21 protein-coding genes are annotated in these 26,268 nt (G+C 61.0%); 11 read left to right on the forward strand and 10 right to left on the reverse strand.

From position 1 onward, the window contains the following. Positions 1 to 240: 240 nt before the first annotated feature. The 4 genes from ABXR19_RS18315 to ABXR19_RS18330 all read right to left on the reverse strand — a co-directional run bounded on the left by ABXR19_RS18315 (position 241) and on the right by ABXR19_RS18330 (position 5,344). Positions 241 to 1,005, reverse strand: coding sequence for a competence/damage-inducible protein A (locus tag ABXR19_RS18315; protein ID WP_354602599.1), 765 nt, complete (start codon positions 1,003 to 1,005; stop codon positions 241 to 243). 4 nt (positions 1,006 to 1,009) lie between these two features. Next, positions 1,010 to 1,759, reverse strand: a complete 750-nt coding sequence (locus ABXR19_RS18320; RefSeq protein ID WP_354602600.1) for an EI24 domain-containing protein — start codon at positions 1,757 to 1,759, stop codon at positions 1,010 to 1,012. Beyond that, a complete protein-coding gene (locus ABXR19_RS18325; RefSeq protein WP_354602601.1) occupies positions 1,756 to 2,544 on the reverse strand; it encodes a hypothetical protein in 789 nt (262 codons plus the stop codon). Before ABXR19_RS18325 ends, ABXR19_RS18320 begins: the two co-directional genes overlap by 4 nt. Before the next feature lie 313 nt (positions 2,545 to 2,857). Next, a complete protein-coding gene (locus tag ABXR19_RS18330; protein ID WP_354602602.1) occupies positions 2,858 to 5,344 on the reverse strand; it encodes an ABC transporter permease in 2,487 nt (828 codons plus the stop codon). 321 nt (positions 5,345 to 5,665) lie between these two features. Between ABXR19_RS18330 and ABXR19_RS18335 the strand changes: the two genes are divergently transcribed. Beyond that, positions 5,666 to 7,405 carry a diguanylate cyclase domain-containing protein gene (locus ABXR19_RS18335; RefSeq protein ID WP_354602603.1) on the forward strand — a complete coding sequence of 580 codons (1,740 nt, stop codon included), beginning with the start codon at positions 5,666 to 5,668 and terminating at the stop codon, positions 7,403 to 7,405. 114 nt (positions 7,406 to 7,519) lie between these two features. Here ABXR19_RS18335 and ABXR19_RS18340 read toward each other — a convergent pair whose 3' ends face one another. The 6 genes from ABXR19_RS18340 to rpsF all read right to left on the reverse strand — a co-directional run bounded on the left by ABXR19_RS18340 (position 7,520) and on the right by rpsF (position 10,728). Next, positions 7,520 to 7,894, reverse strand: a complete 375-nt coding sequence (locus ABXR19_RS18340) for a VanZ family protein (RefSeq protein WP_354602604.1) — start codon at positions 7,892 to 7,894, stop codon at positions 7,520 to 7,522. A 102-nt stretch (positions 7,895 to 7,996) separates the two neighbouring features. Then, the gene (locus ABXR19_RS18345; RefSeq protein ID WP_354602605.1) at positions 7,997 to 9,121 is read right to left on the reverse strand and encodes a D-alanyl-D-alanine carboxypeptidase family protein; all 1,125 of its coding nucleotides are present in this window, start codon (positions 9,119 to 9,121) and stop codon (positions 7,997 to 7,999) included. A 156-nt stretch (positions 9,122 to 9,277) separates the two neighbouring features. Next, a complete protein-coding gene (rplI, locus tag ABXR19_RS18350; RefSeq protein WP_354602606.1) occupies positions 9,278 to 9,727 on the reverse strand; it encodes a 50S ribosomal protein L9 in 450 nt (149 codons plus the stop codon). Between the two features lie 16 nt (positions 9,728 to 9,743). Next, positions 9,744 to 10,016: a 30S ribosomal protein S18 gene (gene rpsR, locus ABXR19_RS18355; protein ID WP_354602607.1), complete on the reverse strand. Its 273-nt coding sequence runs from the start codon at positions 10,014 to 10,016 to the stop codon at positions 9,744 to 9,746. Between the two features lie 2 nt (positions 10,017 to 10,018). After that, the gene (gene priB, locus ABXR19_RS18360) at positions 10,019 to 10,327 is read right to left on the reverse strand and encodes a primosomal replication protein N (protein WP_354602608.1); all 309 of its coding nucleotides are present in this window, start codon (positions 10,325 to 10,327) and stop codon (positions 10,019 to 10,021) included. 5 nt (positions 10,328 to 10,332) lie between these two features. Beyond that, positions 10,333 to 10,728, reverse strand: coding sequence for a 30S ribosomal protein S6 (gene rpsF / locus ABXR19_RS18365; RefSeq protein WP_354602609.1), 396 nt, complete (start codon positions 10,726 to 10,728; stop codon positions 10,333 to 10,335). A 177-nt stretch (positions 10,729 to 10,905) separates the two neighbouring features. On the opposite strand from rpsF, the gene ABXR19_RS18370 reads away from it, so the two are divergent. From ABXR19_RS18370 to ABXR19_RS18415, 10 genes are all read left to right on the forward strand, one after another. Beyond that, positions 10,906 to 11,484, forward strand: a complete 579-nt coding sequence (locus ABXR19_RS18370) for an ANTAR domain-containing response regulator (RefSeq protein WP_354602610.1) — start codon at positions 10,906 to 10,908, stop codon at positions 11,482 to 11,484. 317 nt (positions 11,485 to 11,801) lie between these two features. Beyond that, entirely contained in the window at positions 11,802 to 13,061 is a 1,260-nt protein-coding gene (locus tag ABXR19_RS18375) for a CmpA/NrtA family ABC transporter substrate-binding protein (RefSeq protein WP_354602611.1), read from the forward strand. A gap of 56 nt (positions 13,062 to 13,117) precedes the next feature. Continuing rightward, positions 13,118 to 14,056 (forward strand): nitrate ABC transporter permease, encoded by a 939-nt coding sequence (ntrB, locus tag ABXR19_RS18380; RefSeq protein ID WP_354602612.1) that lies wholly within the window; start codon positions 13,118 to 13,120, stop codon positions 14,054 to 14,056. A gap of 18 nt (positions 14,057 to 14,074) precedes the next feature. Continuing rightward, positions 14,075 to 14,866 (forward strand): ABC transporter ATP-binding protein, encoded by a 792-nt coding sequence (locus ABXR19_RS18385; RefSeq protein ID WP_354602613.1) that lies wholly within the window; start codon positions 14,075 to 14,077, stop codon positions 14,864 to 14,866. 831 nt (positions 14,867 to 15,697) lie between these two features. After that, complete coding sequence (locus ABXR19_RS18390) at positions 15,698 to 18,214, forward strand: EAL domain-containing protein (protein WP_354602614.1); 2,517 nt, start codon at positions 15,698 to 15,700, stop codon at positions 18,212 to 18,214. Positions 18,215 to 18,583: 369 nt separating this feature from the next. Further along, positions 18,584 to 18,718 carry a hypothetical protein gene (locus ABXR19_RS18395; RefSeq protein WP_354602615.1) on the forward strand — a complete coding sequence of 45 codons (135 nt, stop codon included), beginning with the start codon at positions 18,584 to 18,586 and terminating at the stop codon, positions 18,716 to 18,718. A 244-nt stretch (positions 18,719 to 18,962) separates the two neighbouring features. Then, positions 18,963 to 21,413 carry a nitrite reductase large subunit NirB gene (gene nirB / locus ABXR19_RS18400; RefSeq protein ID WP_354602616.1) on the forward strand — a complete coding sequence of 817 codons (2,451 nt, stop codon included), beginning with the start codon at positions 18,963 to 18,965 and terminating at the stop codon, positions 21,411 to 21,413. A gap of 122 nt (positions 21,414 to 21,535) precedes the next feature. After that, complete coding sequence (gene nirD, locus ABXR19_RS18405) at positions 21,536 to 21,847, forward strand: nitrite reductase small subunit NirD (protein ID WP_354602617.1); 312 nt, start codon at positions 21,536 to 21,538, stop codon at positions 21,845 to 21,847. Between the two features lie 32 nt (positions 21,848 to 21,879). Continuing rightward, positions 21,880 to 22,704, forward strand: a complete 825-nt coding sequence (locus ABXR19_RS18410; RefSeq protein WP_354602618.1) for a type IV pili methyl-accepting chemotaxis transducer N-terminal domain-containing protein — start codon at positions 21,880 to 21,882, stop codon at positions 22,702 to 22,704. A gap of 7 nt (positions 22,705 to 22,711) precedes the next feature. Further along, positions 22,712 to 25,435: a nitrate reductase gene (locus ABXR19_RS18415; protein WP_354602619.1), complete on the forward strand. Its 2,724-nt coding sequence runs from the start codon at positions 22,712 to 22,714 to the stop codon at positions 25,433 to 25,435. Positions 25,436 to 26,268: the final 833 nt, after the last annotated feature.

Genomic DNA, 26,268 nt, shown 5'->3' on the forward strand with positions numbered 1-26,268 from the left:
GTTCGCGGCCAGAGGCTGCTCCTACGAACCTCCTCCAAAAGCCTCGCCTGACAAGCCTCTTCAGCCACTCATACCGAAGAAGCCCGCCCATCCTTGCGCAGCAGGCACCCTGCCCGCACAACTCCGCCCATTGCGGCTCTCTAGGCAAACAAAGAAAATGTAGGGCGCAATCGAAGCGAAGCGCATTGCGCCGCAGGCTCCCATTCAGCGCAATGCCCTGCGGGCGATTGACGCCCTACTTCAAGCCGCCGGCCGCGTATCCTCGGCAGCCACCCAATCAAAACCACACCGCGTCATCTCGGCACGGATCTCGGCCATCACCGCCTCGACCACTGTCGGCTCGCCCTTGGCCCCCAGCTCGATGTGACCACGCTGGCTCGGCGTACTCAAGCTGGGCAGACTGAAGATCGACACCGCGTATTGCGCTTCCAGTGCCTCCATGAAGCTGATCAGCTCGCCCTCGCGCGCCTCGAACACCAGAATCGATTCCTCGCTGTGCGGCTGGGTGTGATGCAGCTGGGCGAACCAGTTATCCAGCACCCACGCCGCCATCGGCCAGGCCATTTCCGGAAAACCCGGCAAGAAGTGGTGCGTGCCTAGCGCGAAACCGGGGATGCGGTTGTAGGGATTCGGAATGATCCGGCTGCCGACAGGAAACTCTCCGAGACGCAGGCGCAGCGGCGTGGTTTCGGCGCCGAAACGCGCGCGGATTTCGCGCTCCGCATCGGGATGCAGAGCCAATTCCACGCCCGCCGCGGCCGCCGCGCACTGGCGGGTGTGGTCGTCGGGCGTGGCGCCGATGCCGCCGAAGGAAAACACGATATCGCCCGTTGCCATCGTCTGCTGCAGCAGCTCGATCAGGCGCGGGCGCTCGTCGCCGCAATAGCGCGCCCACGACAGCTGCAAGCCACGCGCTGCGAGCAACTCGATCAGCTTGCTCAAATGCTTGTCCTGCCGCCGGCCGGAGAGGATTTCATCGCCGATGATGATTGCGCCGAATGCCATGCGTTTACTCCTGTGGAATGTCTTTCAGCGGCCGCGCCCGCTCGCGGCGCAGCGCTTCCAGCAGGTAATGCACGAAGGCCAGTCCGCTCCAGGCGGGCACCACGAAATTCAGGATCGGTACAAAAGCCAGCACGCCGGAGATGGCGCCCAGCAGCGTGAGATCGCCTTTGTAGATCTGCGGCAGGCGCGCCAGCTCGTCGGTATCGGCGTGATTCATCAGCGCATCGTAGCTGAAGCAAGTCCGGTTCAGGCGTGCCGAGAGCAGCACCGAAATCACCAGCCCGGCGCCGGGAATCAGCCACAGCGGCAGGCTCAGCAGCAACAAGGCGAGGAAAGATGCCAACGCCCGCAGACTGGTGCGCAGGCTGCCCCATTGCGAGCCGCCAGCGCAGCGCTGCAGATCGACGTAATCGAGCGCCGCCACCCGCTCCAGCATCAGTGGCAAGGCCACGGTGGCGACCAGCAAGAGCGCGCTGACAAAGATCAGCGGCAACAGCAGACACCACAACAGAATCTGCAGCAAGCCACTCACCGCCAGATGCGCCCAGGCGCCGCCCGCCACGAACCATTTACCCAGCCACGGCAGGCCCGGCAGCAAGATCTCACCCGCCGCCGCCAGATCGCCGATGAACAGCGCGCCCAACACGATCCAGACCACGGCCGAGAGCAGCGCGGGCCAGAGCAGATGCCAGAGCACGCCGGGCTCGGCGAGGCTGCGCAGGGCGCGGACAGCGGCTTGCAGCAAGGCGCTCATGGCTGCACCTGGTGGGGTTTGAGAACTTGATCAACAAAAGTCCGAGTAGCGGTATCCGCGCCAACGGGATTTCCGGGGCATTTGTATGCGGCTAGCCACGGCGAAGGACTGGCTGAGTTAGGTTTGGCCGGGGTCCATGCGTAGCGCTTCATCTCGCCCAGCACTTCGTTGGTCTGCAGATCCAGCACCTTCACCGTGCTGCTCGCCAGCCCCAGCACCCGCTCTTCCGGGATCACGTGATCCTCGAATGTCACCCCATACTGCGGCCCGTCCGCCTGCGCCAGCCGGTGCTCCAGAACGGTATCGATCCAGCCAATCTTTGAAGTCGGCCTCGGCTTCTGCGCTAACGAATACCTCTCCCGTTTCCCCGTCGCCGCATCCATTAGATCCACGTAGCGGTAGCCGGGAAGATTGGAAGGGTTATTGGGCTGATAATCCGTTGTGATATAGCCGCGTGTGAGCGGAGTCACCGGTTTGTCGGAACTCGAATGCTCGTAGGCCAAAAAGGAGGTGATATAGCCCTCTTGCTCACGCTCCAATGCAAACGCAGCCCCAGGCCACATCGGATCAGCCCATTCCCGCTCGCCCGCCTTGGGCCTCACCTTCAGCAGCACAATCCCTTCCACATCCTCAACCGTCTTGTAGATCTTGATGCCGGCAACATTCTTGCAGCGGTCTTCAAACAGCGCGTGGCCGTCGTTGGCGCGCTGCTGCGCGGGCGAGCTGCCGCAGGCGCTCAACAGCAGCAAGGCAAGGGGCAGCAGGCGAAGCAAAGCTCTGGTCATGGTGCGATTCCTGTCATGGTTTGCACGGAATGGTAGCAGCAAGACAAATCTGCCTGAAATCGGCCCTGCCTGCAGCAGCGCGCGGGGCGGGCCTGTGCGGGCAGGCAGGCTGGAGAGGCAAGCTGCGCGCGGCTGTACGGGCGGATTCATACACGGCGCACAGCGCAGCCCTGCCCTCGATACACCGCACTACGTGCGGCAATCGGGCCGAACGGATGGTGGGGTGCCAGGTCGAGGGGTTTGAGATTGATCGCCCCAAAACCGTTCGGGCCGAGTGCCCGGCTGGCCGGGCGAATTGAGGCTGGGGCCAGAATCAGCCGGCCGCACGAATCCCCTCCAGCGCGGGCTGGCGCAGGACGCCGCGCACGCCCAACCAGCCGAAGCCGACGATCACCGCCAGCGCGGCGGCGCCACTCAGCGTGAGCAGGCCGAGACGCGGGGCGAAATCCATTTCGAATACGTAATGCGCCAAGCCCCAGCCGATGCCCAGCGCGGCAAGATTGGCGAGCAGCACGGCCAGCCCCGCCAGCGCGGCGAACTCGGCCAGCAAGGCGCTACGCACCTGCTGGTTGCGGGCGCCCAGTGCGCGCAGGATGGCGATCTCGTAACTGCGCTCGTCGTGCGTGCTTTGCTGGGCGGCGAGCAGGACGATGATGCCGGCCGATAGCGCAAAGGCGAAGACAAACTGGACCATGCTCGCCAGCCGGCCGGCGAAACTCTCGATCTGCGCCAGCACGGCGGCGACGTCGATGACGTTGATGTTGGGGAAGGCGGCAACCAGTTCGCGCACCACGCTGGTTTGCGTAGATGCGAGGTAGAAGCTGGTGATGTAGCTGGCAGGCTGCGCGTCAAGCAAGCTGGGCGCGGCAATGAAGAAAAAATTCACGCGCATGGAATCCCAATCCAGCTTGCGCACGCTACCGACTCGCCCGGCCACGCGCTGGCCGGCGATCTGGAATTCGACTTGGTCGCCCTGCGCGATGCCGAGCGTCTTGCCCACGCCCTGCTCCATCGAGAACACGGGCTCCTTCGCCTCGCCATGCCAGGTGCCGCTGACCACGCTATTGCCGGCCGGCAGCACACTGCCTTGCGAGAGGTTGAACTCGCGCTCGACCAGATTACGCGCACGTTCCTCCGGGTAATCCTTGGCCGACACGGCACGGCCGTTGATGCTCATCAGGCGGCCGCGAATCATCGGCTGCAGGCTGACCGGCAAGCCGTTCCGGGTCAGCGTCTCGGTAAGCGGCGCGCGCTGCTCGGGCTGGATGCCGATGACGAAACGATTCGGCGCATCGGGCGCCTGCTGCTGACGCCAGCCGGCGAGCAGATCCTGACTGACCAGGCCGAGCAGCAGGATGCAGGCCAGCCCCAGCGACAAGGCCACGACCTGAATCACGCTGCTGGCGCGGCGGCGATACAAGGCGGCAATACCGTAGCGCAGGCCCCAGCCAACCGACATCGACCGCGCGCGCCCCAGGAATCCCAGCAGCAGCCAGGCCACACCGACGAACAGCGCAATCGCCACGCTGAAGCCGCCGACCACGGCGAAGCCCAGTTTCCAGTCGCCCGCCATCCACAGCAGCAGGCCAGCCAGCGCAGCAGCGCCGATGCCCCACAAGGCGGAACTGCCTGCGCCCATCTCGCCCCACTCGCGGCGCAGCGCCCGGATCGGCGGCACGCCAGTCAGACGCAGGAGTTGTGGCAGGACGAAGCCGAGCGTCAGCACCAAACCGACGAGCAGACCGTGCACGACCGGCAGCCAGCCCGGCGCTGGCAAGGCGGTTTTCACCAGCGCCAGCGCCAATTCCGCGAGGACGGCTTGCAGGCCGAAACCGGCGAGGCAAGCCAGTGCAGAAACCAGCAACGCGAAGCCGAGAAATTCGTAGAGATACAAGGCCAGCAGCTGGCGGCGCCGCGCCCCCACGCAGCGCATCACCGCCGCGCCGTCCAGATGGCGCATGAGATAGCGCCGCGCCGACAGGCCGATGGCCACCGCGGCGAGCACCACGGCGAGCATGGCAGTCAGGCGCAGGAAACGGCCAGCGCGATCCAGCCCGTTGCGCAGCTCGGGGCGGGCGTTGTCGAGGCTTTCCAGCGCCTCACCGCGCGCCAGTTGCGGCTTGACCCAGGCTTCGAAGCTTTTCACCACCGGCAACTCGCCGGCGACCAGCAGGCGATAGCGCGCGCGGCTGCCTTCCACCAGCAGGCCGCTGGCCGGCAGGTCGGCAATGTTGATCAGCACGCGCGGCGAAAAGCTGGAGAAGCCCATGCCGCGGTCAGACTCGTAAGTCACCAGTGCGCCGATACGCAGTTTGAGATAGCCCAGCTCCAGCGTGTCGCCGGCCTTGAGTTGCAGCGCGTTGAGCAATTGCTCATCGACCCAAGTTTCGCCCGCGGCCGGGATGCGCCCGGCTTCGCGCCCGGCCTCGCCGGGTTGATTGGCGATCAGCAGGCTGCCACGCAGCGGGTGGCCGGCATCGACGGCCTTGACGGCAGACAGCTGCGCGCCGGCTTCAGTCGTGGCCATACTGTTGAAGGTGATGCTGTGAGCAATGCGCAAGCCGAGGCGCGCCGCCTCAGCCTCTATGGCTGCGGGCACGGGATGATCGGCTGAGATCAGTGCGTCAGCCCCGAGCAGCTGGGTGGCGTCGCGCGCCAGCGCCTGTTCGACGCGCCCGGTAACGAAGCTGACGCTGGTCAGCGCCAGCACCGCGACAAACAACGCCACGCCAAGCAGGCTGAGTTCGCCCGCACGCAGGTCGCGGCGCAGCATCTGGAAAGCAAGACGGAGAGTGTGCATCGGTAGCGATCTGATCAAAGAGAAAGGCAGACCGCAGGATAGCCGGAATTGTTCCGCACGGCGCTCATGGAGGAGATAGTCGCGAGTGCATACCTGAAGAGCCGCCTCTGGATTGACTCTGCAAGCAGGCATGCCGGAGAGGCAATATGGGGGCGGCTCTTCAGGCACACACCATTCACGAGTCGCCCATACGCCTGCCCGTTGGCCTGTGCCACAATGCGGGCCCGAAGGTTTTGCGTACCACTGGCCGGCCAGATTTGGCCGCCTGTCGAACAAACGCACACCCCTCCTCCCCTTCCCTCTGCTCTGGTCTCGTTTCCGGTGAAGACTTTTTCCTCTCTAAGCTTGCGCCAGTGGCTGACGCTGCCCTACACCGCTCTGGTCCTCGGGGTTGCCGTGTTGATCGGCACTTTGTCCTACAACACCGGCAGCCAGGCCGTGGACACCATTGCCATGCATCTGCTGCAGGAAACCGTGGCGCGCATTGGCCAGGCGGTGGATCGCCATGTCGTCGGCTCGGCCGCGGTGCTGGAAGCCGCCTTTCCGAACGGCATGGCCGCGCCGGACAAGCTGGACAAGGAATTGGCCACCCTGCGCACGCGTTTCTGGATCGCCACCTCGCTGCACATCGACCCGAACAACTACGTTTACTACGGTAATCAGCACGGCCAGTTCTACGGCCTGTGGCGCTTCAACCAGCAGGACGCCGAATTGCGCATAAAGCTGCAGGCGGAGCAGCCGCGCGGCATCTCGCATTTCAGCGGCATCAACGGCATTCCCGGCGAAGCAAAGCTGGAGCAGAAGATTTTCGAGCCGCGCGCACGCCCCTGGTACAAGGCCGGCGAAAGCAGTGCCGCACACACCTGGACCTCGATCTACATCGATTTTCGCAACTCGGAACTGGTCGCCACGCGCGCGCGCCGCGTGCTCGACATTCACGGCAGTCTGCAAGGCGTGGTGGCCACCGATCTGTCGCTGAAGCGTCTGAATGACTTCGTCAGCAAGCTCAGCATCAGTCGCAATGCCGTGGCGTTCATCATCGAGCCGGATGGCAAGCTAATCGCCTCCTCGCGCAGCCCCAACGTGGCGCGCCAGGCCGATGGCAGCAACGCGCGCATCAATGCCGCCGACAGCGACGACGCCCTGCAGCGCGCTGCTTACGCGCAGGTACAGGCGCTCATCGCCGCCAATCATCAATCCGTCGGCGCCATTACCCGGCGCTTTACCGGCCCGAACGACGAAGCCGTGGAACTGGCCTTCGACCGCGTGCGCGACGCCGCCGGACTGGACTGGATCATCGCGGTGGCGGTGCCGCGTAGTGATTTCATGCTGGGCGTGACGGCCAACGTCAAACGCTCGATCCTGATTGGCTTGCTCGCCGCGCTGGTGGCAGTGGGGCTGGGCCTGACCATCGTCGGCTGGATCAGTGGCGATCTGAAACGCCTGACCCACGCAGCGCAGGAAGTGGGCGCAGGCCGTCTGGAAACGCCGCTGGAGGTACATCGCAGTGACGAAATCGGCGTCCTCGCCAACACCTTCCGCCAGATGCAGCATGGCCTGCGCACCGACGCCCTGACCGGTCTGGATAACCGCGACGAAATGCTGCGGGCGATTGCCCGACGCATCGAATACTCGCGCCGCGCCGGTGACGCCCTGCCCTTTGCGGTGCTGTTCGTCGATTTGAACAATTTCAAGCAGATCAACGACCTTCTTGGCCACGATATCGGCGATCGCGCGCTGATTGAATTTGGTCACCGCCTGCGCGCAAACATCCGTGCTGGCGACCGCGTAGCGCGCTATGCCGGCGATGAATTCGTGTTGATGATTGACGATGCCGCTTCGCTGCAAGAAGCCGAAGCGGTGCGCCTGCACCTCGAAGAAATCATGCGTCAGCCACTGCAATCGGTAGATCTGTTCGCGCTGCCCGGCGGCACGCTGGCGGGCGCGGCAGTAGGCCTGGCCCTCTATCCGGCCAATGGCGACAGTGCCGATGAACTGATCGCCCACTGCGATCACGACATGTACAAGCGCAAGCGCGCGTCGCATCTGGGACGTAGCTGACGGAGAGCCACTCGGAGCGGGCTTCTTCAGGCAACTATGCTGAAGAACAAGGAGGCGCGCGGGTGTTCAGGCAGACCTGCTGCTAACGCAGGCCCGATGCGGCTACGCAGCAGGCTATGAAATCCGTGGTGGCAGAAGATTACGCCGCAGCACACCCACGAGCAGTACGCCGAGCAAGGCGCCGAACAGATCGGCGATCCAGTCATCCAGCCCGGCAAAGCGCCCCGGCAGGAAGGCCTGATGAATTTCATCACCGGCCCCCAACAGCACCGCCAGCAAGACGGCCAGCCAGGCCCGCAGACGCAAGCCGCCATGCAGCAGAAAGGCTATCGCCCCGAACACACAGGCATGCGCGAGCTTGTCCCAAGGAGGCGGAATCAGCCCGACCGCCGCCGGCTGGGCACCACCGACGAACAGACCGGCGGCCAGCGCCAGCACACAGAATGCCGCAAAGGCGATGCGCCAGCGGGAGTAACGGAGCGATTTCATCTAATTCCGATTCTCAGAAAGCTGGAGCGCGACAAGCCTGCCCTGAGCCCGGTTGAAGGGGCGAAGTCGGCAAAGCATCGGCGCTATTGCGAATCGGGATAATCAAGCGAACCACAGACGGATCGTATCGACCAGACGACGCCACCAGCTGCCCTCGGATACTGCATCCAGCACCGTCAGCGGATATTCAGCCAGCGCCTGCCCGTCCAGGCTCAAACGCACACGCCCCACCTCCTGCCCGGCCGCTAGGGGCGCGATCATATGCTTCTTCAAGCTGACTTCCTGCTTGATTTCAGCCGCCTTGCCCTGCGGCACACTGATGTATTGATCCGCCGCAAAACCCACCGTCACCTCCGGCGCAACGCCTTTATAGACCGGCACTTTGGCGATAGCCTGACGCGCGGCAAACAGACGCGGGGTTTCGAAATTGAGCAAAGCCCAATCCAGCAGCTTGGCGGATTCACGCGCACGTTCCTCCATGCCCGTGGTGCCGGTCACCACCGAAATGACGCGGCGCCCGCCGCGTTTGCTCGTTGCAACAAGGTTATAGCCAGCCGAAGCCGTGTGGCCGGTCTTCAAACCATCGACATCCGGGTCGCGATACAGCAGCAGGTTGCGATTGTCCTGCTTGATCTTGTTGTAAGTGAAGGACTTCATCGCGTAGATCGGATAGAACTCCGGAAAATCGCGAATGATCGCCTGCGACAGCTTCGCCAGATCATTGGCTGTCGTGTACTGCTGCGCATCGGGCAAGCCAGCGCTGTTGGCAAAGTGCGTATTCGCCAGACCCATCTTCTGCGCCTGGGCGTTCATCATCACGGCAAACGCCTCTTCGCTGCCGGCAATCGATTCGGCCAGTACCACACAGGCATCGTTACCCGACTGCACGATCATGCCCTTGAGCAAGTCGTCCACTTTAGCCGGCACCTTGATGTCGAGGAACATGCGCGAGCCTTCGCTCTTCCAGGCCTTGATCGACACCGGCAGTTGTTGCTCAAGTTTGAGGCGGCCTTCCTTGACGGCCTTGAAGCTCAAATAAGCCGTCATCAGCTTGGTCAGTGATGCCGGCTCGATATGCGTATCGGCATTCGCACTGGCCAAAGTCTGGCCACTTTGCGCATCGAACACGACATAGCTGCGTGCTGCCACTTCAGGCGGAATCGGCAGCGCGGCAAAGCTGCAGAGAGGAATGGCAAGGCTGGCAGCCAACAGCAGACGACGAATCATGAAAACTCCGGAAGATTAGGAAAGAGCACAAATCAGGGCACAATTTTACCCCTCTGTGAGTGCCTGGCTGCGCACGAGTTCCGCGACGCAGCAATAAAAAAAGGCTGCGAATCGCAGCCTTTTTTTAATCATACAGCACCCGCAGGTGCCGCAAGATCAGTGCTCGCCCAACACGGAAACCGTGACGGCAACCACAACATCGGTGTGCAGCGCGACTTCAACCGGATGGTCACCCACCAGCTTGATTGCACCGTTCGGCAGGCGAACGCCAGCCTTTTCGATCTTGTGGCCCAGCGCCACGAGCGCCTCGGCGATGTCGCCGGTGCTCACAGAGCCGAACAAACGACCATCCACACCCGCCTTGCGGACGAGTTGAACAGTCAGGCCTTCAACCTTGGTGGCAGCAGCTTGAGCGGCGACCAGCTTCTCGGCAGCGACCTTCTCCAGCTCAACGCGGCGAGCTTCGAACTCGGCCAGGTTGATCTTGTTGGCGCGCTTGGCGCGGCCAGACGGGATCAGGAAGTTGCGGGCATAACCTTCTTTAACGTTAACCACGTCGCCGAGGTTGCCGAGGTTCACGACTTTTTCCAGCAGAATGATTTGCATCGTATTTTCCCCCGGATTACTGGTGAAGATCGGTGTAAGGCATCAGCGCCAGGAAACGTGCGCGCTTGATGGCCGTCGACAGCTGACGCTGATAACCGGCTTTGGTGCCAGTGATACGCGCCGGCATGATCTTGCCGTTTTCGGAGATGAAATCCTTCAGGATTTCGATGTCTTTGTAGTCGATCTCTTCGATCTTCTCCGCGGAGAAGCGACAGAACTTGCGACGCTTGAACAGGCCGCCGCGATTGCCGCCCTTCTTCTCGTCTTTCTTGCCAGGCTTGAATGCCATGATTAAATTCCTTCCAACAATTCAAATGTTCTAACGTGCAGTACGGGAGCCCGGTTTTTCGCGCTTTTCGCGGCGATGAAACCTTCGATTTTCATCTGGGAACCCAGTGCTACCACCTCGATCTGATGTGCTGCGGGGCCAATAGCCCTGATGGTCAGTTCGCAGGAAACTTCGCGTTCGGTACCGGCTTCCATCTGCCGGGAGAGGTGTTCGATACGAAACTCCAGTACCGGCACTCTGGCGGGCGTCCATCGCAGTGATTCACGTGCGACGAGCGTCCCGGTCATCCGAAGCGTATTTTCTGCGCTCACTCCAATCAGGCTGCGGGCTCAGCGGCGACGTCGGCCTTGGCTTCTTCAGCAGCCGGAGCAGCCGAGGTCAGCGAGCGGGACTTCTCTTCCTTCATCATCGGAGACGGCGTGGTAACAGCCTTCTTCGTCTTGGAGGTGAGATGGCGCAGCACAGCGTCGTTGAACTTGAACGCGTGTTCGATCTCGTCGAGGGTCGGCTGATCCACTTCGATGTTCATCAGAACATAGTGGGCCTTGTGGATCTTCTGGATCGGGTAAGCCAGTTGGCGGCGGCCCCAATCTTCCAGACGATGAATGTGTCCAGCGCGCGAAGCCACGAGGGCCTTGTAGCGCTCGATCATGGCGGGCACTTGCTCGCTCTGATCGGGGTGGACAATGAATACGATTTCATAATGTCGCATGCAAACTCCTTACGGGTTGATAACAGCCCCCCGGCATGCGTACCGGTGGGGCAAGAGAACCGACGATAATAGCCGGAAAAGCTTTTTCAGGCAAGCTGCACAACACCTTGCCGTCACGGGCATACTGGAGGCCATTCGCCCCGCAGAGGGCACTAAAAATAATTGCGCCCCCCAACCATGCTCAAAATCCTCGTTATCGATGAAATCCAGGAACGCGCCCTCGAAATCTGCGAAGGCTTGACTCGCGCCGGCCATATGGTTGCCGCTGTGCTGCCGGACGCACTGGATCTGCACGATAAAGTCGTCAGCCTGCACCCGGACGTTGTGCTGATCCACACCGACTCCCCCAGCCGCGATACGCTCGAAAATCTCGCGGCACTGGATCGAAACTTTCCGCGCCCGGTACTGATGTTCGCCGACGACGACACCGACGACGTGATCCGCCAGGCCATGCGCGCGGGCGTCTCTTCCTATGTGGTGGACGGTCTCGCCCCCTCCCGCCTGGAATCCCTGCTCAAGGTTGCCACCGCGCGCTTCGACGAATATCAAAGCCTGCGGGCCGAACGCGACTCCGCACAACGCAAACTCTCGGAGCGGGTCATCGTCGACAAGGCCAAGGGCCTGCTGATGCAATCGCGCGGCATGAGCGAGGACGAGGCTTATCACGCCCTGCGCAAGATGGCGATGGAACGCGGACTCAAGCTCGGCGATGTCGCCAGCCAGATCGTCTCGGCCGCCGAACTCCTGCTTGGCTGAAGCCGGCAATACCCATACCGCCGACACAGCCTTTTGATCCAGATCAAATTGGTGCAGCACAGCCGCCGCTCGCACTGAGGCGGCGCACACGGCGGGCGCATCAGCCCGCCTCCCGCATTAAAAAAACTCTCAAAACCATGAATTCAAACAGTTTTTAAACACTGGCACGCTGCCTGCTAAGTAGTCCGTGAAGTCAAGCCAATGACGGCTTGCATGGACAACGGCGTCCAGCCCCCAACGTCTCATCGAGGCAATGGGAGCTGTGACGCCGTTTGCATTTCTGACGCCCCTTAGCCTTTGTATCCCAGGAGAGAAACATGACGGAGAAATTCGATGCCACCCTCAGCCGCCGCAGCTTCCTCAAACAAGGTGTTGCCGTGAGCAGCGCCGCCGCAGTCGCAGCAACCGGCCTGCTGCCCGCCAGCAGCGCCTGGGCCGCAGGCAGTGACAAGCCCGAACTCACCGAAGTCAATATCGGCTTCATCCCGCTGACCGACTGCGCCTCCGTGGTCATGGCCAGTGTGCTGGGCCTGGACAAGAAATACGGCATCAAGATCAATGCTACCAAAGAAGCCTCCTGGGCCGGCGTACGCGACAAGCTGGTCAATGGCGAGTTGCATGCCGCCCACGTGCTGTACGGCCTGGTATATGGCGTGCATCTGGGTGTCGGCGGCCCAAAGAAAGACATGGCCGTCCTGATGACCCTGAACAACAACGGTCAGGCCATCACGCTGGCCAACAGCTTCAAGGACAAGGGCGTGACCGATGGCGCCTCACTGGCCAAGCTGATCGCCAAGAAGGAAAAGGAATACACCTTCGCCCAGACCTTCCCCACCGGCACCCATGCCATGTGGTTGTACTACTGGCTGGCGGCCAACGGCATCAACCCGATGAGCGACGTCAAGACCATCGTCGTACCGCCGCCGCAAATGGTGGCCAACATGCGCGTTGGCAACATGGACGGCTACTGTGTGGGCGAGCCCTGGAACCAGCGCGCCATCATCGACAAGATCGGCTTCACCGCCACCACCACGCAGGACATCTGGACGGATCACCCGGAAAAGGTTCTGGGCACCACTGCCGAATTCTTCGCCAAGTACCCGAACACGGCGCGCGCCATGATCTGCGCCATTCTCGAGGCCTCGATGTGGATTGATGCGAGCGCCGCCAACCGCAGCAAGACCGCCGAAACCATCTCGGCCAAGTCCTACGTCAATACCGATACCGACGTCATCCGCAGCCGCATGATCGGCCAGTACGAAGACGGCCTGGGCAAAACCTGGTCCGACAAGAACTACATGAAGTTCTACAACGACGGCCAGGTGAACTTCCCCTTCCTGTCCGATGGCATGTGGTTCCTCACCCAGCACAAGCGCTGGGGCTTGCTCAAGGGCGATGTGGATTACCTGGGCACCGCCAAAAAGATCAACCAGATAGCGCTCTATAAACAAGCGGCCGCCATCGTCAAGGCGCCGGTTCCCAAGTCCGACATGCGCAGCTCGAAGTTTTTCGACGGCGTGGTGTGGGATGGCAAAGACCCGGCCAAGTACGCCGCCAGCTTCAAGATCAAAGCCTGACCTGTCTGAAACCGCTGCGGGCCTCACAACCCGCAGCCTGAATCCCGGAGCCCATCATGACCGCAAGCAGCATGGCCATCTCCTTGAGCAACACCCCCAGCCCCAAGTCCGCATCCGGCAAGACCAGCAAAAAGAGCGACAACATGAGCACAACAGCCCCCGCCCCCGCTACACCTGCAGCCGCCCCCGCCGCCCGCAAACCCTCCGAAGTCCGCGAATTCGCCAGCCGTCTGGCCAAAGCCCTGCTGCCCCCCCTGATCGGCTTCGCCCTGCTGATCGGCATCTGGGCCATCGTATCGATGAAGAACAAGGGCATCCCGACGCCAGAAGTCGTCTGGAAAGCCGCCATCGTCCTGTTTTCAGATCCGTTCTACAGCAACGGCCCGAATGATCAGGGCATCGGCTGGAACATCCTGTCCTCGCTCAAACGCGTCGCCATCGGCTTCGGTTTTGCCGCCGCCATCGGCATCCCGATGGGCTTCCTGCTGGGTCGCTTCCAGTTCCTGAACAAGGCGCTCGACCCGATCATCTCGCTGCTGCGCCCCGTATCCCCGCTGGCCTGGCTACCGATCGGCCTGCTCGTGTTCAAACGCGCCGACCCGGCCGCCACCTGGACCATCTTCATCTGCTCGATCTGGCCAATGATCCTCAACACCGCCCAAGGCGTGCAACGCGTCCCGCAGGACTACATGAACGTCGCCCGCGTCCTGAATCTGTCCGAGTGGAAAATCATCACCAAGATCCTCTTCCCCTCGGTGCTGCCCTACATGCTCACCGGCATCCGCCTGTCCATCGGCACCGCCTGGCTGGTCATCGTGGCAGCCGAGATGCTCACCGGCGGCGTCGGCATCGGCTTCTGGGTGTGGGACGAATGGAACAACCTCAAGGTCGAGAACATCATCATCGCCATCTTCGTGATCGGCATCGTCGGCCTCACGCTTGAACAAGCCCTGATCAGCATCGCCAAACGCTTCAGCTACGACAGCAACAGCTGATCAAGAAGGAGAACGAACATGAAATCACTCGTACAAATCGAAAACATCGGCATGAGTTTCGAGACCAAGAAAGGTCCATTCATCGCCCTGCGCGACATCAACCTGCAGATCCGCGAAGGCGAAGTCGTCTCGCTGATCGGTCACTCCGGCTGCGGCAAATCCACCCTGCTCAACCTGATTGCCGGGCTGACCCTGCCCACGGATGGCGCACTGATCTGCGGCGGACGCGAAATCGCCGGCCCCGGCCCGGAGCGCGCGGTGGTCTTCCAGAACCACTCCCTGCTGCCCTGGCTGACATGCTTCGAAAACGTCTATCTCGGCGTCGAACGAGTCTTTGGCACGAAGGAAAGCAAGAGCAAACTCAAGGCCCGCACCCTGGCCGCCATCGAAATGGTGCACATGGCTCACGCCGCCGACAAACACCCCGGCGAGATCTCCGGCGGCATGAAACAGCGCATCGGCATCGCCCGCGCCTTCGCCATGGAACCCAAGATCCTGCTGATGGACGAGCCCTTCGGCGCACTCGACGCCCTGACCCGCGCCGCCCTGCAGGACGAATTGATCGGCGTGATGGGCAAGACCGGCGCCACCGTCGTCATGGTCACCCACGACGTGGACGAAGCCGTCCTGCTGTCCGATCGCGTCGTCATGCTGACCAACGGCCCGTCCGCGACCATCGGCGAAATCCTCGAAGTGAATCTGGCCAAACCACGCAATCGACTCGCGCTGGCCAACGACGCCGAATTCATCCGCTGCCGCGCCGCGATCCTGGAGTTCCTGTACCAGAAGCAAGTCAAGAAAGCCGCCTGAGGCCTGCCGCACAAATGCAAACGCCCGCCGACTTGCCTCGGCGGGCGTTTGCATTTGTGCGTCATCGAAAACCACGTATCTCACACCAACACCGGCTTCAAACAAAGCCTGGCTGAAGAGCCGCACACAGCTTTGGTCTACAAGCACACCAACCGAAGATGCACGGCCACAATGCATCTTCAGGCATGCATGCCAAAGAAGTCCGCCCGGAGCGGCTCTTCAAGCATATCAAAATCAGAACCCTTCACGCCGGCGTAGGGGTGCGTTGCCAGGCGCAGTGCCGATAGATGCTCTGCCCCCCAGAGACATGCAGCCTTACCCCTTCCGGAGTTGGGCTGCCATTCGTCTCAGCGTGCCCGCGTAACAAGCATCAGGCCAAGCCACCACTGGCACCAAGCGGGAGGAGAGCCGCTTGCACGTGGTACCGCAACTCCTCGAGGCTGCATGAACAGGCTGATCGCATTGCGATGTCATCAATGCCGATCTGACGACGGCTTTCTATCAATTCTTGGTCTTATGTACTCCACCGAACCGACCATACCGGAATTTGCACTTAGTTTGCTACTCGAACAAGAAGCTTGCTCACCTTAGCTTGACCCTCGCAACACGCATTAACTGATACGCCTCCGATGTATTGATAGTGCTGGACACGTGCACAAGACAGGATGGACTTTCCAATGGAGCAAGGCCTATATAGGATTTCCCCTGTCGCGCTTGAGCCTCAGGGACTACGGGCAAGACCTGCCCTTGGCATCGTTGTCAAAGGCCTCACGATAGCGCGTCCGCATGGCTTCGACCTGAATACGCGAAACCCATTCCCGGCACCATCCCATGAATGATGCCACCACTGTACTTCTCATCGAAGACGATCCCGCTGACGCCAAACTGATCCAGGAGGCCCTCACGGACATGGAAGACGGGCGCTTTCATGTGGAGTTGGTGACTTGCCTTGCTGATGCGCTAAGACGACTGAATGAAGAGCGTGTTGAAGTAATTCTGCTGGATATGACATTGCCCGATAGCCAAGGCATCGAGGCCTTCGATCAGGTGGCGCAAGCCACTCCGGATTCCCTGATTCTTGTTCTCAGTGGCGCTGGCAGCGAAGAAACTGCGCGTCAGGCCGTGCAGCGTGGCGCACATGAGCATCTTGCCAAAGCTCATCTCGATGCTCATTGGCTGCCACGTACCCTGCGTTGTGTCATCGAGCGTGAAAACGCACGCAACGCACTGCGCAATAGCGAGGAACGCTTCCGAACAATATGCGATGCTTCTCCGCTGGGTATATTTGTCTCGGATGCACAGGACAGCTGCGTTTATACAAACGCGGCTTACGGCGAGATATCGGGGCTTACGCATGAGCAAGCCTTGGGCACAAACTGGAGCTCGGCAATACATCCCGAGGATAGACAGCGGGTTCTTGACGAATGGCGCGCAGCCCCAACGGGCCATGCATCGATTCACGCCGAAGTGCGCTTTCTGCGCAGTGATGAAAGCATCGTCTGGACACGCCTGAACGTAGCACCAATGCTGGACAGGACAAGCTCGCGCGGGCATGTACAAACGGTGGAGAACATCACCGCGCGCAAGACAGCCGAGTTTCAGTTGCGAATAGCAGAAGACGCCCTGTTCGAAGAGAAGGAGCGTGCCCAGGTCACGCTCAATTCCATAGGCGATGCGGTGCTGTGCACCGACCTTCTATGCAAAGTAACGTATATGAATCCGGTGGCCGAGGTAATGACCGGCTGGGGGTATGAAGAGGCCTTGGGACGCCCACTTACGGAAGTGTTCCAGATCATCAGTGGTACTACACGTCAAGCCGCAGACAATCCTGCGCAACGCGCCATCAATGAGGACAAGACAGCTGGACTGCCCATGGATTGTGTGTTGGTGCGCCGCGATGGCATTGAGTCGCCCATCGAGGACTCCACCGCTCCGATTCACGACCGCGACGGGCGAGTCGTCGGTGCCGTGATCGTGTTTCAGGACGTTAGTGCGTCGCGCAGCATGGCGCAGAAAATGTTTCATCTGGCTCAGCACGATTGCCTCACGGGCTTACCTAATCGAGTGCTGCTGACAGAACGACTATCACAGGCAATCGGGCGAGCCAATAGATACGGCAAGCAAGCTGCACTGCTATTTCTGGATATTGACTATTTCAAGCACATCAACGATTCGCTTGGGCACGCCGTTGGCGACAAACTGCTACAGGCGGTCGGAGCACGGCTGGCAGCTTGCGTGCGTGCCACCGACACGGTTTGCCGACAGGGCGGTGACGAGTTCGTGATTCTGTTGAGCGAAATCGAGCGGCCGCAAGACGTAGCGTACGTCGCCGAAACTTTGCGCACCAAACTCGCTGTGCCGCACGTGATAGGCGAACATGAACTACATGTCACTTTGAGCATTGGCATCAGCGTCTATCCTGACGACGGAAGTGACGTCGACGTCTTGATGCAAAACGCGGACACTGCCATGTATCACGCCAAGGCTGACGGGCGTAATAGCTATCAGTTTTTCACAGCCGATATGAACTCCCTTGCGGTGCAACGCCTGTTCGTTGAAAGCAGCCTGCGCCGTGCACTCAAACAGAACGAGTTCGTGCTGCATTACCAGCCGAAGATTAACCTCGACTCGGGTTTCATGACCGGTGCCGAGGCACTCATTCGTTGGCACGATCCGGATCTTGGACTGATTTCCCCGGCGCAGTTTGTGCCTGTTGCAGAAGAGTGTGGGCTCATAGTTCCTATTGGCCGGTGGGTTATGCGCGAAGCCTGCCGGCAAATTCAGGCCTGGCTAGATGCAGGCTTGCACGTTGTGCCAGTGGCCGTGAATATTTCAGCCCTGGAGTTCAGGCGCGAGGATTTTCTCGAAGACATAGCGTTGATCCTTAAAGAGACAGGAGTGGCGCCACGCTATCTCGAACTTGAATTGACTGAAAGCATTCTCATGCAAGACGCCGAGTCTTCGGCAGCAGTGCTGGTCGCAATCAAGGCTATGGGCATGCGCCTCGCAATCGACGACTTTGGAACCGGGTATTCAAGCTTGAGTTATTTAAAGCGCTTTCCGATAGACGCCCTCAAGATCGACCAATCCTTCGTGCGCGAGATCACCACCAATGCTGATGATGCGACCATAGTTAACGCCGTCATCGGCATGGGCAAAAACCTCAAGCAAAAAATCATCGCCGAGGGCGTGGAAACGGCCGAGCAACTAGCACTTTTGCAGACCCAAAAATGCGACGAAGGGCAAGGATTCTTGTTTAGTCCGCCTTTGGTAGCTGACGACTTCGCCAAATTGCTTACAACGAATTTTTCCCGACGTCAGGAGTCGTCAAACACCTATACATTATAAAAAAATAAAACCGAGACAAAAGTTGCCTTCGATGGTATTTGGGAGCCCTTGGTCTTCCCTGTTTCGGAGCAGCAATCCGCACATTTCATCGAAGACGGCGGCAAGCGCGCATAAAAGTCTGAATGTATGGCAGTGAGCACAAACTGAAAGCGTGACGAGTCTGTGCGCCGCGGCGAAACAGATTTCAACAAGACATTCCTCTCAAGAAAAATAAACGTAAGTTAATGTTTCTATTAAGAAAACTTATTCCACGAATTTGGTGGGATTGGGATGCTGAAGAGCCACTCGCAGCCTTGATCTGCAGGCACACCTACCTGAAGAAGCCCTCCCCATGCGGCTATTCAGGCATGCACCAGAGCTGAGCAGCACATGAACCGGATCGAAGCACGCCCGGTACGCAGCGCGCTAAGAGGCATTTTCAAAAAACATCAAGCCATTGATTTAAAAACAAAAAACAAAACAAACGAGAATGGCACGCAAGCTGCTTTGATCTACGTCAAATAGCGCATCACGCGCGAACTGCGGTTCGCGTGCCAATCGACGGGCAACGACGCCCGGCGATGCAGGATCAACGGCGATCTCTGGCGTGGCTGAAATTCAACCACGGAGGCTTCGTTCCGTTTCCAAATCCATCATCCCGCGAAGACAAGACGCCGACAGTGCTCAGGCACGGCAAGTCGAAGTCGACAAAGACAGGATGGGTTTGGAAACGGAACAAATCTCCACCGCTTCTACAGAGGGATTGCACATGAGTAAGCTCAAGCTTGTTCTCGTTGGTAACGGCATGGCGGGTGTACGCACACTCGAAGAGCTGCGCAAGATCGCGCCGGACATGTACGACATCACCGTCTTCGGTTCCGAGCCGCACCCCAACTACAACCGCATCATGCTGTCCCCGGTTCTGGCCGGCGAGATGACCATCCAGGACATCATCCTCAACGACCTGGACTGGTACAAGGACAACGGCGTCACCCTGCATACAGGCAAGACGATCACCAAGATCGACCGCAAGGCGCGCAAGGTGATTGCCAGTGACGGCACCGAAGCGGAATACGACCGCCTGCTGCTGGCCACCGGCTCGAATCCTTTCATCCTGCCCGTGCCGGGCAAGGATCTGCCGGGCGTCATCGCCTACCGTGACATTGCCGATACCGATGCAATGATCGAAGCCGCCAAAACCTACAAACACGCGGTCGTCGTCGGTGCCGGCCTGCTCGGTCTGGAAGCCGCCAATGGCCTGATCCTGCGCGGCATGAGTGTGACCGTGGTGCACCTGGGCGCATGGATCATGGAGCGCCAGCTCGACCAGACTGCTGCCAACATGATGCAGAAGGAACTGGAAGCCAAGGGCATGCAGTTCCGCCTGTCGGCCAGTACCACCGAACTGGTGCAGGGCGAAAGTGGCCGCGTGTGCGCACTCAAGCTCAAGACCGGCGAAAGCATCCCCGCCGACTTGGTCATCATGGCTGCTGGCATCCGCCCCAACACCGCGCTGGCCGAATCCGCCGGCATCCACTGCAATCGCGGCATCGTCGTCAATGACACGCTGCAGACCTATGACCCGCGCGTGTATGCCGTGGGCGAATGCGCTGCGCACCGTGGCATCGCCTACGGCCTGGTCGCCCCGCTGTTTGAACAGGCCAAGGTCGCCGCCAACCACATCGCCGAATACGGGATTGGCCGCTATCAAGGCTCAGTCACTTCGACCAAGCTGAAAGTCACCGGCATCGACGTGTTCTCGGCCGGCGACTTCAGTGGCGGCGAAGGCACTGAAGACATCGTCCTGTCCGATCCGGCTGCTGGTGTGTACAAGCGCGTGGTCATCAAGGATGACAAGATCATCGGCGCCGTCGCCTATGGCGATACCGCCGATGGTTCCTGGTACTTCCAGATGCTCAAGGATGGCCAGAACATCTCTGACATCCGTGACCACCTGCTCTTTGGCAAGAGCCATTTGGGGGACGCCGGACACAAAGGCCAGAATCAGGCCGCCAGCCTGCCGGACACGGCCGAGATTTGCGGTTGCAACGGCGTGTGCAAGGGCACCATCGTCAAGGCCATCAAGGAAAACGGCCTGTTCTCGCTGGACGAAGTGCGCAAGCACACCAAGGCCTCCAGCTCCTGTGGCTCCTGCACGGGTCTGGTCGAGCAGATCATCGCCTCCACCGTCGGCGGCGCCTACACCCCGGCCGATTCGAACAACAAGGCGGTGTGCGGCTGTACCGAACATTCGCACGGCGAAGTGCGCGCCGCCATTCGCGACCAGCATCTGATCGACATTCCCTCGGTGCAAAAGGCCATGGGCTGGAAGACGCCGAATGGCTGCGCCTCCTGCCGCCCGGCGCTGAACTATTACCTGATCTCGACCTGGCCGCATGAAGCCAAGGATGACGCACAGAGCCGTTTCATCAACGAACGCGCCCACGCCAACATCCAGAAGGATGGCACCTACTCGGTCGTGCCACGCATGCTCGGCGGCCTGACCACGCCCAACGAATTGCGCGCCATCGCGGATGCTGCCGACAAGTTCAAGGTGCCGACCGTCAAGGTCACCGGTGGTCAGCGGATCGATCTGCTCGGCATCAAGAAGGACGACCTGCCCAAGATCTGGGCCGACCTGTCCAAGGCCGGCATGGTCTCCGGCCATGCTTATGGCAAGAGCATCCGCACAGTGAAGACCTGTGTCGGCGCCGAACACTGCCGCTTCGGCACCCAGCGCTCGATGGACATGGGCGTGAAGCTGGAGAAGATGCTCTTCGGCATGTACAGCCCGCACAAGGTCAAGCTGGCCGTATCCGGTTGCCCGCGCAACTGCGCTGAAGCCGGCATCAAGGACGTTGGCGTGATCGGTGTGGATTCCGGTTACGAGCTGTATGTCGCCGGCAACGGCGGTATCAAGACCGAAGTCGCCGAGTTCTTCTGCAAGGTCAAGACCGACGCAGAAGTCATGGAGTATTCCGGCGCCTTCCTGCAGCTCTACCGCGAAGAAGGCTTTTACCTGGAGCGCACCGTGCATTACGTGCAGCGCGTCGGCCTGGAATACGTGAAGGGCAAGATCGTCGAGAACGCCGCCCTGCGCCGCGAACTTTACGAGCGCCTGCTCTACGCCGTGCAGGACTACAAGGACCCGTGGCTGGAGCGCAGCGAGAAAGACGGCGAAGCCACGCTGCGTGCAGCGTTCGAAGACATCACGGTCTGAGGTGAGTCATGAACGACTGGGAAAAAGCCTTCGGCTCTGACGACGAAGACACGCACGCCTGAATAGCAGGAGCGGGCTGGCCCGCTCCTGCAAAATCCAAACTCCCCACACAGGAATTAACCATGTCCGACTGGAAAAAAATCTGCCCCCTCACCGACATCCCGCAACTGGGCTCGCGTGTTGTCAAAAGCGAGAAGCATGGCGACATCGCCATCTTCCGCACCTCGGATGACGAAGTTTTCGCCGTGCATGACAAGTGCCCGCACAAACAAGGCCCGCTGTCGCAAGGCATCGTGCACGGCAAGCAGGTCACCTGCCCGCTGCACAGCTGGAAGATCGAACTGGAAACCGGCAACGCTGTCGCCCCCGATATCGGCTGCACCAAGCCCTTCGCCGTCAAGCTGGAGGATGGCGTCGTTTTCCTGTCGGTTTGAACTGCCCCCGCTTCAACAGAGAGAGAAAAATAATGAATAGCGCCTTCAGCCCCAAGCGTCGTCACCTGCTCCTTGCCCTGGGCAGCCTTCCCTTCGCAGCCAGCGTACTCGCTGCCCCCGCGAGGCCGGCCGAGATCGGCCTGCTGGAGGCCATCAATCAGGCGGGGCGCCAGCGCATGCTGTCGCAGCGCATGGCCAAGCTGTATGCCCAACAGATCCGCGGCATTCGCGAGGCCGATGCACGTGGCTTGATGGCCACCTCGATGAACCTGTTCGAAACCCAGCTCACGACCCTGCGCAATGTGGCCAGCAGCAAGAATGCCGGCGACATCGTGCAGACCTACGACCTGCTGGGCGCGCGCTGGATGGATTACAAACGCGTGGTCGGCAGCCCGGTCAGCGCCGAAGGCCTCAAGACCGTCGCCGCACTCAACGAACAGGTGCTCGCCACGGCGCACGAAGGCACGCTGCAGCTGGAGAAGCTCAACGGCAGCTCGCTGGGAAAACTGGTGAATATCGCGGGCCGTCAGCGCATGCTCTCGCAACGCATGTCGAAGTTCTACTTCCTCATCGCCAACGGCATCGATTCACCCGAGTTGCGCAAAAATCTGGACACGGCACGCAAGGACTTCATGGCCGCCATGCAGACCCTCAAGAACGCCCCCGAAAACACCAAGGACACTTCCTCATGGATCGCCCTGGCCGAGACCCAGTGGATGTTCTTTGATGACGCCCTGCGCGGCGGCGGCGGCAAGACCCAGCAACAAGAGTATCTGGACACCAATGTTGCGGTGAGTTCCGAGAACATCCTGCAAGTCATGGATAAACTGACTGGTCTCTACGCAACTCTGAGCTGAAATCACCATGGCCGAAACGAAATCCACCTGTCCTTACTGCGGCGTTGGCTGCGGCGTCATCATCCAGCATGATGGTGCGCGCGTCATCGAAGTGCGTGGAGACCCGGAACATCCGGCCAACTTCGGCAGGCTGTGTACAAAGGGTTCGACCCTGCACTTCACGGCCCGCCCGGAAAGCCGCCTGCTCTACCCCGAGCTGCGCACCAGCAAAGGCGAAGCGCGTGCGCGGGTGAGTTGGGACGTGGCACTCGACACGGCCGCCGACAAGTTCGCCAGCGTGATCCGCGAACATGGTCCGGACGCGGTGGGTTTCTATCTCTCCGGCCAGTTGCTGACCGAGGACTATTACGTCTTCAACAAGCTGGCCAAGGGGCTTGTCGCCACCAATAACGTCGACACCAACTCACGCCTGTGCATGAGCAGCGCGGTGGCCGCCTACAAGCAGACCCTCGGTGCCGATGCGCCGCCCTGCTCGTATGAGGACTTCGATCATTCCGATTGCATGCTGATCGCCGGCGCCAACCCCGCCTTCGCTCACCCGATCGCCTTCCGCCGCATCGAAGCCGCCAAGGCGGCGCGGCCGGACATGAAGATCATCGTCGTCGATCCGCGCCGCACCGACACGGCGGCGAGTGCCGATCTGCATCTGGCGATCCTGCCCGGCACCGACATCTGGCTGTTCAACGCCATGTTGCACGTGCTGCTATGGGAGGGTTACGTAAATATGCCCTGGGTGCGCGAGCACACCGAGGGCTTCGAGGCCCTGCGTCAGGTCGTCCGCGACGTCACTCCGGCGGTGGCCGCAGGCATCTGCGGCGTGCCGGCCGATGACATCATCAAAGCGGCCAAGTGGTGGGGCGAAGCGCAGGCACCGCTGTCGCTGTGGTGCATGGGCCTGAACCAGAGCCATCACGGCACGCACAACGGCACCGCGCTGATCGCCCTGTCATTGGCGCTGGGCAAGATCGGTGCGCCCGGCTGCGGCCCCTTCTCGCTGACCGGCCAACCCAACGCCATGGGCGGGCGCGAAGTCGGCGGCCTCTCCAATCTGCTCTCGGCTCACCGCGACCTGGCCAACCCGGCGCACCGCGCCGAAGTGGCCGCCCTGTGGGGCATCGAATCGGTGCCGGAAAAACCCGGCTACAGCGCCATCGAACTGTTTGAAGCGGTGCGTGAAGGCAAGGTCAAGGCCCTGTGGATCGCCTGCACCAACCCGGCCCACTCCATGCCGCAGCAGGCGCTGATCCGCGAGGCGCTGGAAAAGTGCGAATTCGTGGTGCTGCAGGAAGCCTATGCCAACACCGAAACCGCGCCCTACGCCGACCTGCAATTACCCGCGCTGACCTGGGCCGAGAAGGAAGGCACGGTCACCAATTCCGAGCGCCGCATCACCCACGTGAATGCCGCCATCCCCGGCCCCGGCGAGACCCGTGCGGACTGGGCGATTGCGCGCGACTTCGCCCTCAAGCTCGGCGAGAAGCTCGGCCAGCCCGATGCGGCACGTCTCTTCGCTTACCCCACAGCCGAATCGGTGTTCCTGGAGCACGCCGAAAGCACCCGCGGCCGCGATCTGGACATCACCGGCCTGTCCTACACCCTGCTGGATGAACGTGGCCCGCAGCAATGGCCCTTCGCAGCAGGTGCCAGCGAAGGCGCCACCCGCTTATATGCGGACGGCAAATTCGAGACCGCATCGGGCAAGGCACAATTCATCGTCCCGGCGACCAGCCTGACCAGCGAGGCCATCGACGCCCGCTACCCGCTGCGCATGACCACCGGCCGCCTGCGCGACCAGTGGCATGGAATGAGTCGCACCGGCAAGGCGGCGCGCCTGTATAGCCACGTCGATGAGCCGCGTATCGATCTGAACAGCTCCGATCTGGACCGGCGCAGCATTGCCGACGGCGATCTTGTGCGGGTCAAGAGCCGGCGCGGCAGCATCGTCCTGCGCGCCCACGCCACCGAAGAAGTGCGCCCCGGCCATGCCTTCATCGCCATGCACTGGGGACGCAATGTCTTGAGTTCATCCGGCGTGAATGAGCTGACCCTCAACAAGGTCGATCCGCACTCGAAGCAGCCCGAACTCAAACACGCCGCCATCCAGATCGAAAAGATCGAACTGCCCTACCAGGCTTTGCTGATGCGTAGCGCCGTGTATGCCGATGCGGCCAACCAGCTCTCGCTGGAACGCGCGGCCGCACTGGAGCCCTGGCTGCGCAAGTTCGACTACGCCGCCGTCTCGCTGGCCGGGCGCGATTTCCCCTCGGTGGTGCTGCGCATCGCCCACAGCAGCCCGATTCCCGCAGAATGGCTGGCCGAACTCGACGCCTTGATGGACCTGCAAGGCGAGCACTGCATGGCCTATTCGGATGCACGACGTGGTGTCAGCAAGAAAGCCATCGTCGAAGAAGGCATGCTGACGGGATTGCGCCTGACCGGCGAAACCGCCGCTGGCGGCTGGCTCAAGGAGCTGATGATCGAGCGCGCGCCCACCGACACCGTGCGCCGCTGGCTCTTCGCGCCGCTGCCCAAGGCACCAGTCGCGGGCTCGGCACGCGGGCGAATCGTGTGCAACTGCCTCAACGTGTCCGAGAATGAAATCCGCGCTGCGGTAGCCGGCGGCGCCAATCTGGATGCGCTGCAAGCCTCGCTCAAATGCGGCACCTCCTGCGGATCCTGCGTGCCGGAACTCAAGCGCCTGGTGGCTGAGGGCAATAAAGCCGTCGTCTAATGACGTGCCCGGAGAGCCGCATTCAGCGGACCTCTCCGGGCAGGCACACCCAACAACCAAGCTGGGCGCTGATATCCAGCCATGCACGCTGCAAAGGCACGCTGGTGGCGGATATTCAAGCATGTGATGACCGAATGGTTTGCACATACTGAGCCTGCTTAACCTGGAAGCCGTAGCTGACCGTCTCGAAAGTGGCTTTCCCTTCGACAAGCTCAGAGCCTGCCCCCGGCTTGAACGGGGGGCGAACGGCCAACAAAGGGAATCACTCTTTGGTATGCCCACAAAAACCCGTTCGTACTGAGCCTGCCGAAGCCTGTCCTGAGTGCCGTCGAAGGGGAAACGCCACGTTGCAGCGCGTCAACTGTGACTTTAAGGATCACAACCCACTCGGGCGCGTCCACCTACGATCATCCAGGATGATCGACGAGAGCGCGTTTTGCCACATAGCCACATAGCCACATAGCCAAATAGCACCCGTTCTCAACATACGGCACAAGCGTGTTGGAATTCACGGATCAGCCTGGATCGTGCGTCGCGATGCAATGAATGAGGCGTATGCTGGCGGCTTGATCTTCTCGCGCTCGCCGACCAAATCAGCGCGCAGAATCCGGTCAGAAACGCCATCAAAGTCACTCGACAAAAAAATGAAAGAGAATGAATTGACCATCAGGATGCCGGAGCCAGAACCCCTGGTAATTGCGAGAGTGCTCGCAACCGGTTTTCTGTGCACGGAGATTGGGAGAGTCGCGTTCTACCTAGGGCAACGCTGAACAAGTGGCGTTAAAAAGCCACGCGCACGGTCAAATCGGCGCGAGGGCGAAAATTCGACGAAA

Source organism: Uliginosibacterium flavum (genome assembly GCF_040566545.1).
In the GTDB taxonomy this organism is placed as follows: Bacteria; Pseudomonadota; Gammaproteobacteria; order Burkholderiales; family Rhodocyclaceae; genus Uliginosibacterium; species Uliginosibacterium flavum.

Excerpts from the sequence above, each read along its gene's own strand:
- ABXR19_RS18315 (WP_354602599.1), bottom strand. The coding sequence starts at position 1,005 with ATGGCATTCGGCGCAATCATCATCGGCGATGAAATCCTCTCCGGCCGG.
- ABXR19_RS18320 (WP_354602600.1), bottom strand. The coding sequence starts at position 1,759 with ATGAGCGCCTTGCTGCAAGCCGCTGTCCGCGCCCTGCGCAGCCTCGCC.
- ABXR19_RS18325 (WP_354602601.1), bottom strand. The coding sequence starts at position 2,544 with ATGACCAGAGCTTTGCTTCGCCTGCTGCCCCTTGCCTTGCTGCTGTTG.
- ABXR19_RS18330 (WP_354602602.1), bottom strand. The coding sequence starts at position 5,344 with ATGCACACTCTCCGTCTTGCTTTCCAGATGCTGCGCCGCGACCTGCGT.
- ABXR19_RS18340 (WP_354602604.1), bottom strand. The coding sequence starts at position 7,894 with ATGAAATCGCTCCGTTACTCCCGCTGGCGCATCGCCTTTGCGGCATTC.
- ABXR19_RS18345 (WP_354602605.1), bottom strand. The coding sequence starts at position 9,121 with ATGATTCGTCGTCTGCTGTTGGCTGCCAGCCTTGCCATTCCTCTCTGC.
- rplI (WP_354602606.1), bottom strand. The coding sequence starts at position 9,727 with ATGCAAATCATTCTGCTGGAAAAAGTCGTGAACCTCGGCAACCTCGGC.
- rpsR (WP_354602607.1), bottom strand. The coding sequence starts at position 10,016 with ATGGCATTCAAGCCTGGCAAGAAAGACGAGAAGAAGGGCGGCAATCGC.
- rpsF (WP_354602609.1), bottom strand. The coding sequence starts at position 10,728 with ATGCGACATTATGAAATCGTATTCATTGTCCACCCCGATCAGAGCGAG.
- ABXR19_RS18370 (WP_354602610.1), top strand. The coding sequence starts at position 10,906 with ATGCTCAAAATCCTCGTTATCGATGAAATCCAGGAACGCGCCCTCGAA.
- ABXR19_RS18375 (WP_354602611.1), top strand. The coding sequence starts at position 11,802 with ATGACGGAGAAATTCGATGCCACCCTCAGCCGCCGCAGCTTCCTCAAA.
- ntrB (WP_354602612.1), top strand. The coding sequence starts at position 13,118 with ATGACCGCAAGCAGCATGGCCATCTCCTTGAGCAACACCCCCAGCCCC.
- ABXR19_RS18385 (WP_354602613.1), top strand. The coding sequence starts at position 14,075 with ATGAAATCACTCGTACAAATCGAAAACATCGGCATGAGTTTCGAGACC.
- ABXR19_RS18390 (WP_354602614.1), top strand. The coding sequence starts at position 15,698 with ATGAATGATGCCACCACTGTACTTCTCATCGAAGACGATCCCGCTGAC.
- ABXR19_RS18395 (WP_354602615.1), top strand. The coding sequence starts at position 18,584 with ATGAACCGGATCGAAGCACGCCCGGTACGCAGCGCGCTAAGAGGCATT.
- nirB (WP_354602616.1), top strand. The coding sequence starts at position 18,963 with ATGAGTAAGCTCAAGCTTGTTCTCGTTGGTAACGGCATGGCGGGTGTA.
- nirD (WP_354602617.1), top strand. The coding sequence starts at position 21,536 with ATGTCCGACTGGAAAAAAATCTGCCCCCTCACCGACATCCCGCAACTG.
- ABXR19_RS18410 (WP_354602618.1), top strand. The coding sequence starts at position 21,880 with ATGAATAGCGCCTTCAGCCCCAAGCGTCGTCACCTGCTCCTTGCCCTG.
- ABXR19_RS18415 (WP_354602619.1), top strand. The coding sequence starts at position 22,712 with ATGGCCGAAACGAAATCCACCTGTCCTTACTGCGGCGTTGGCTGCGGC.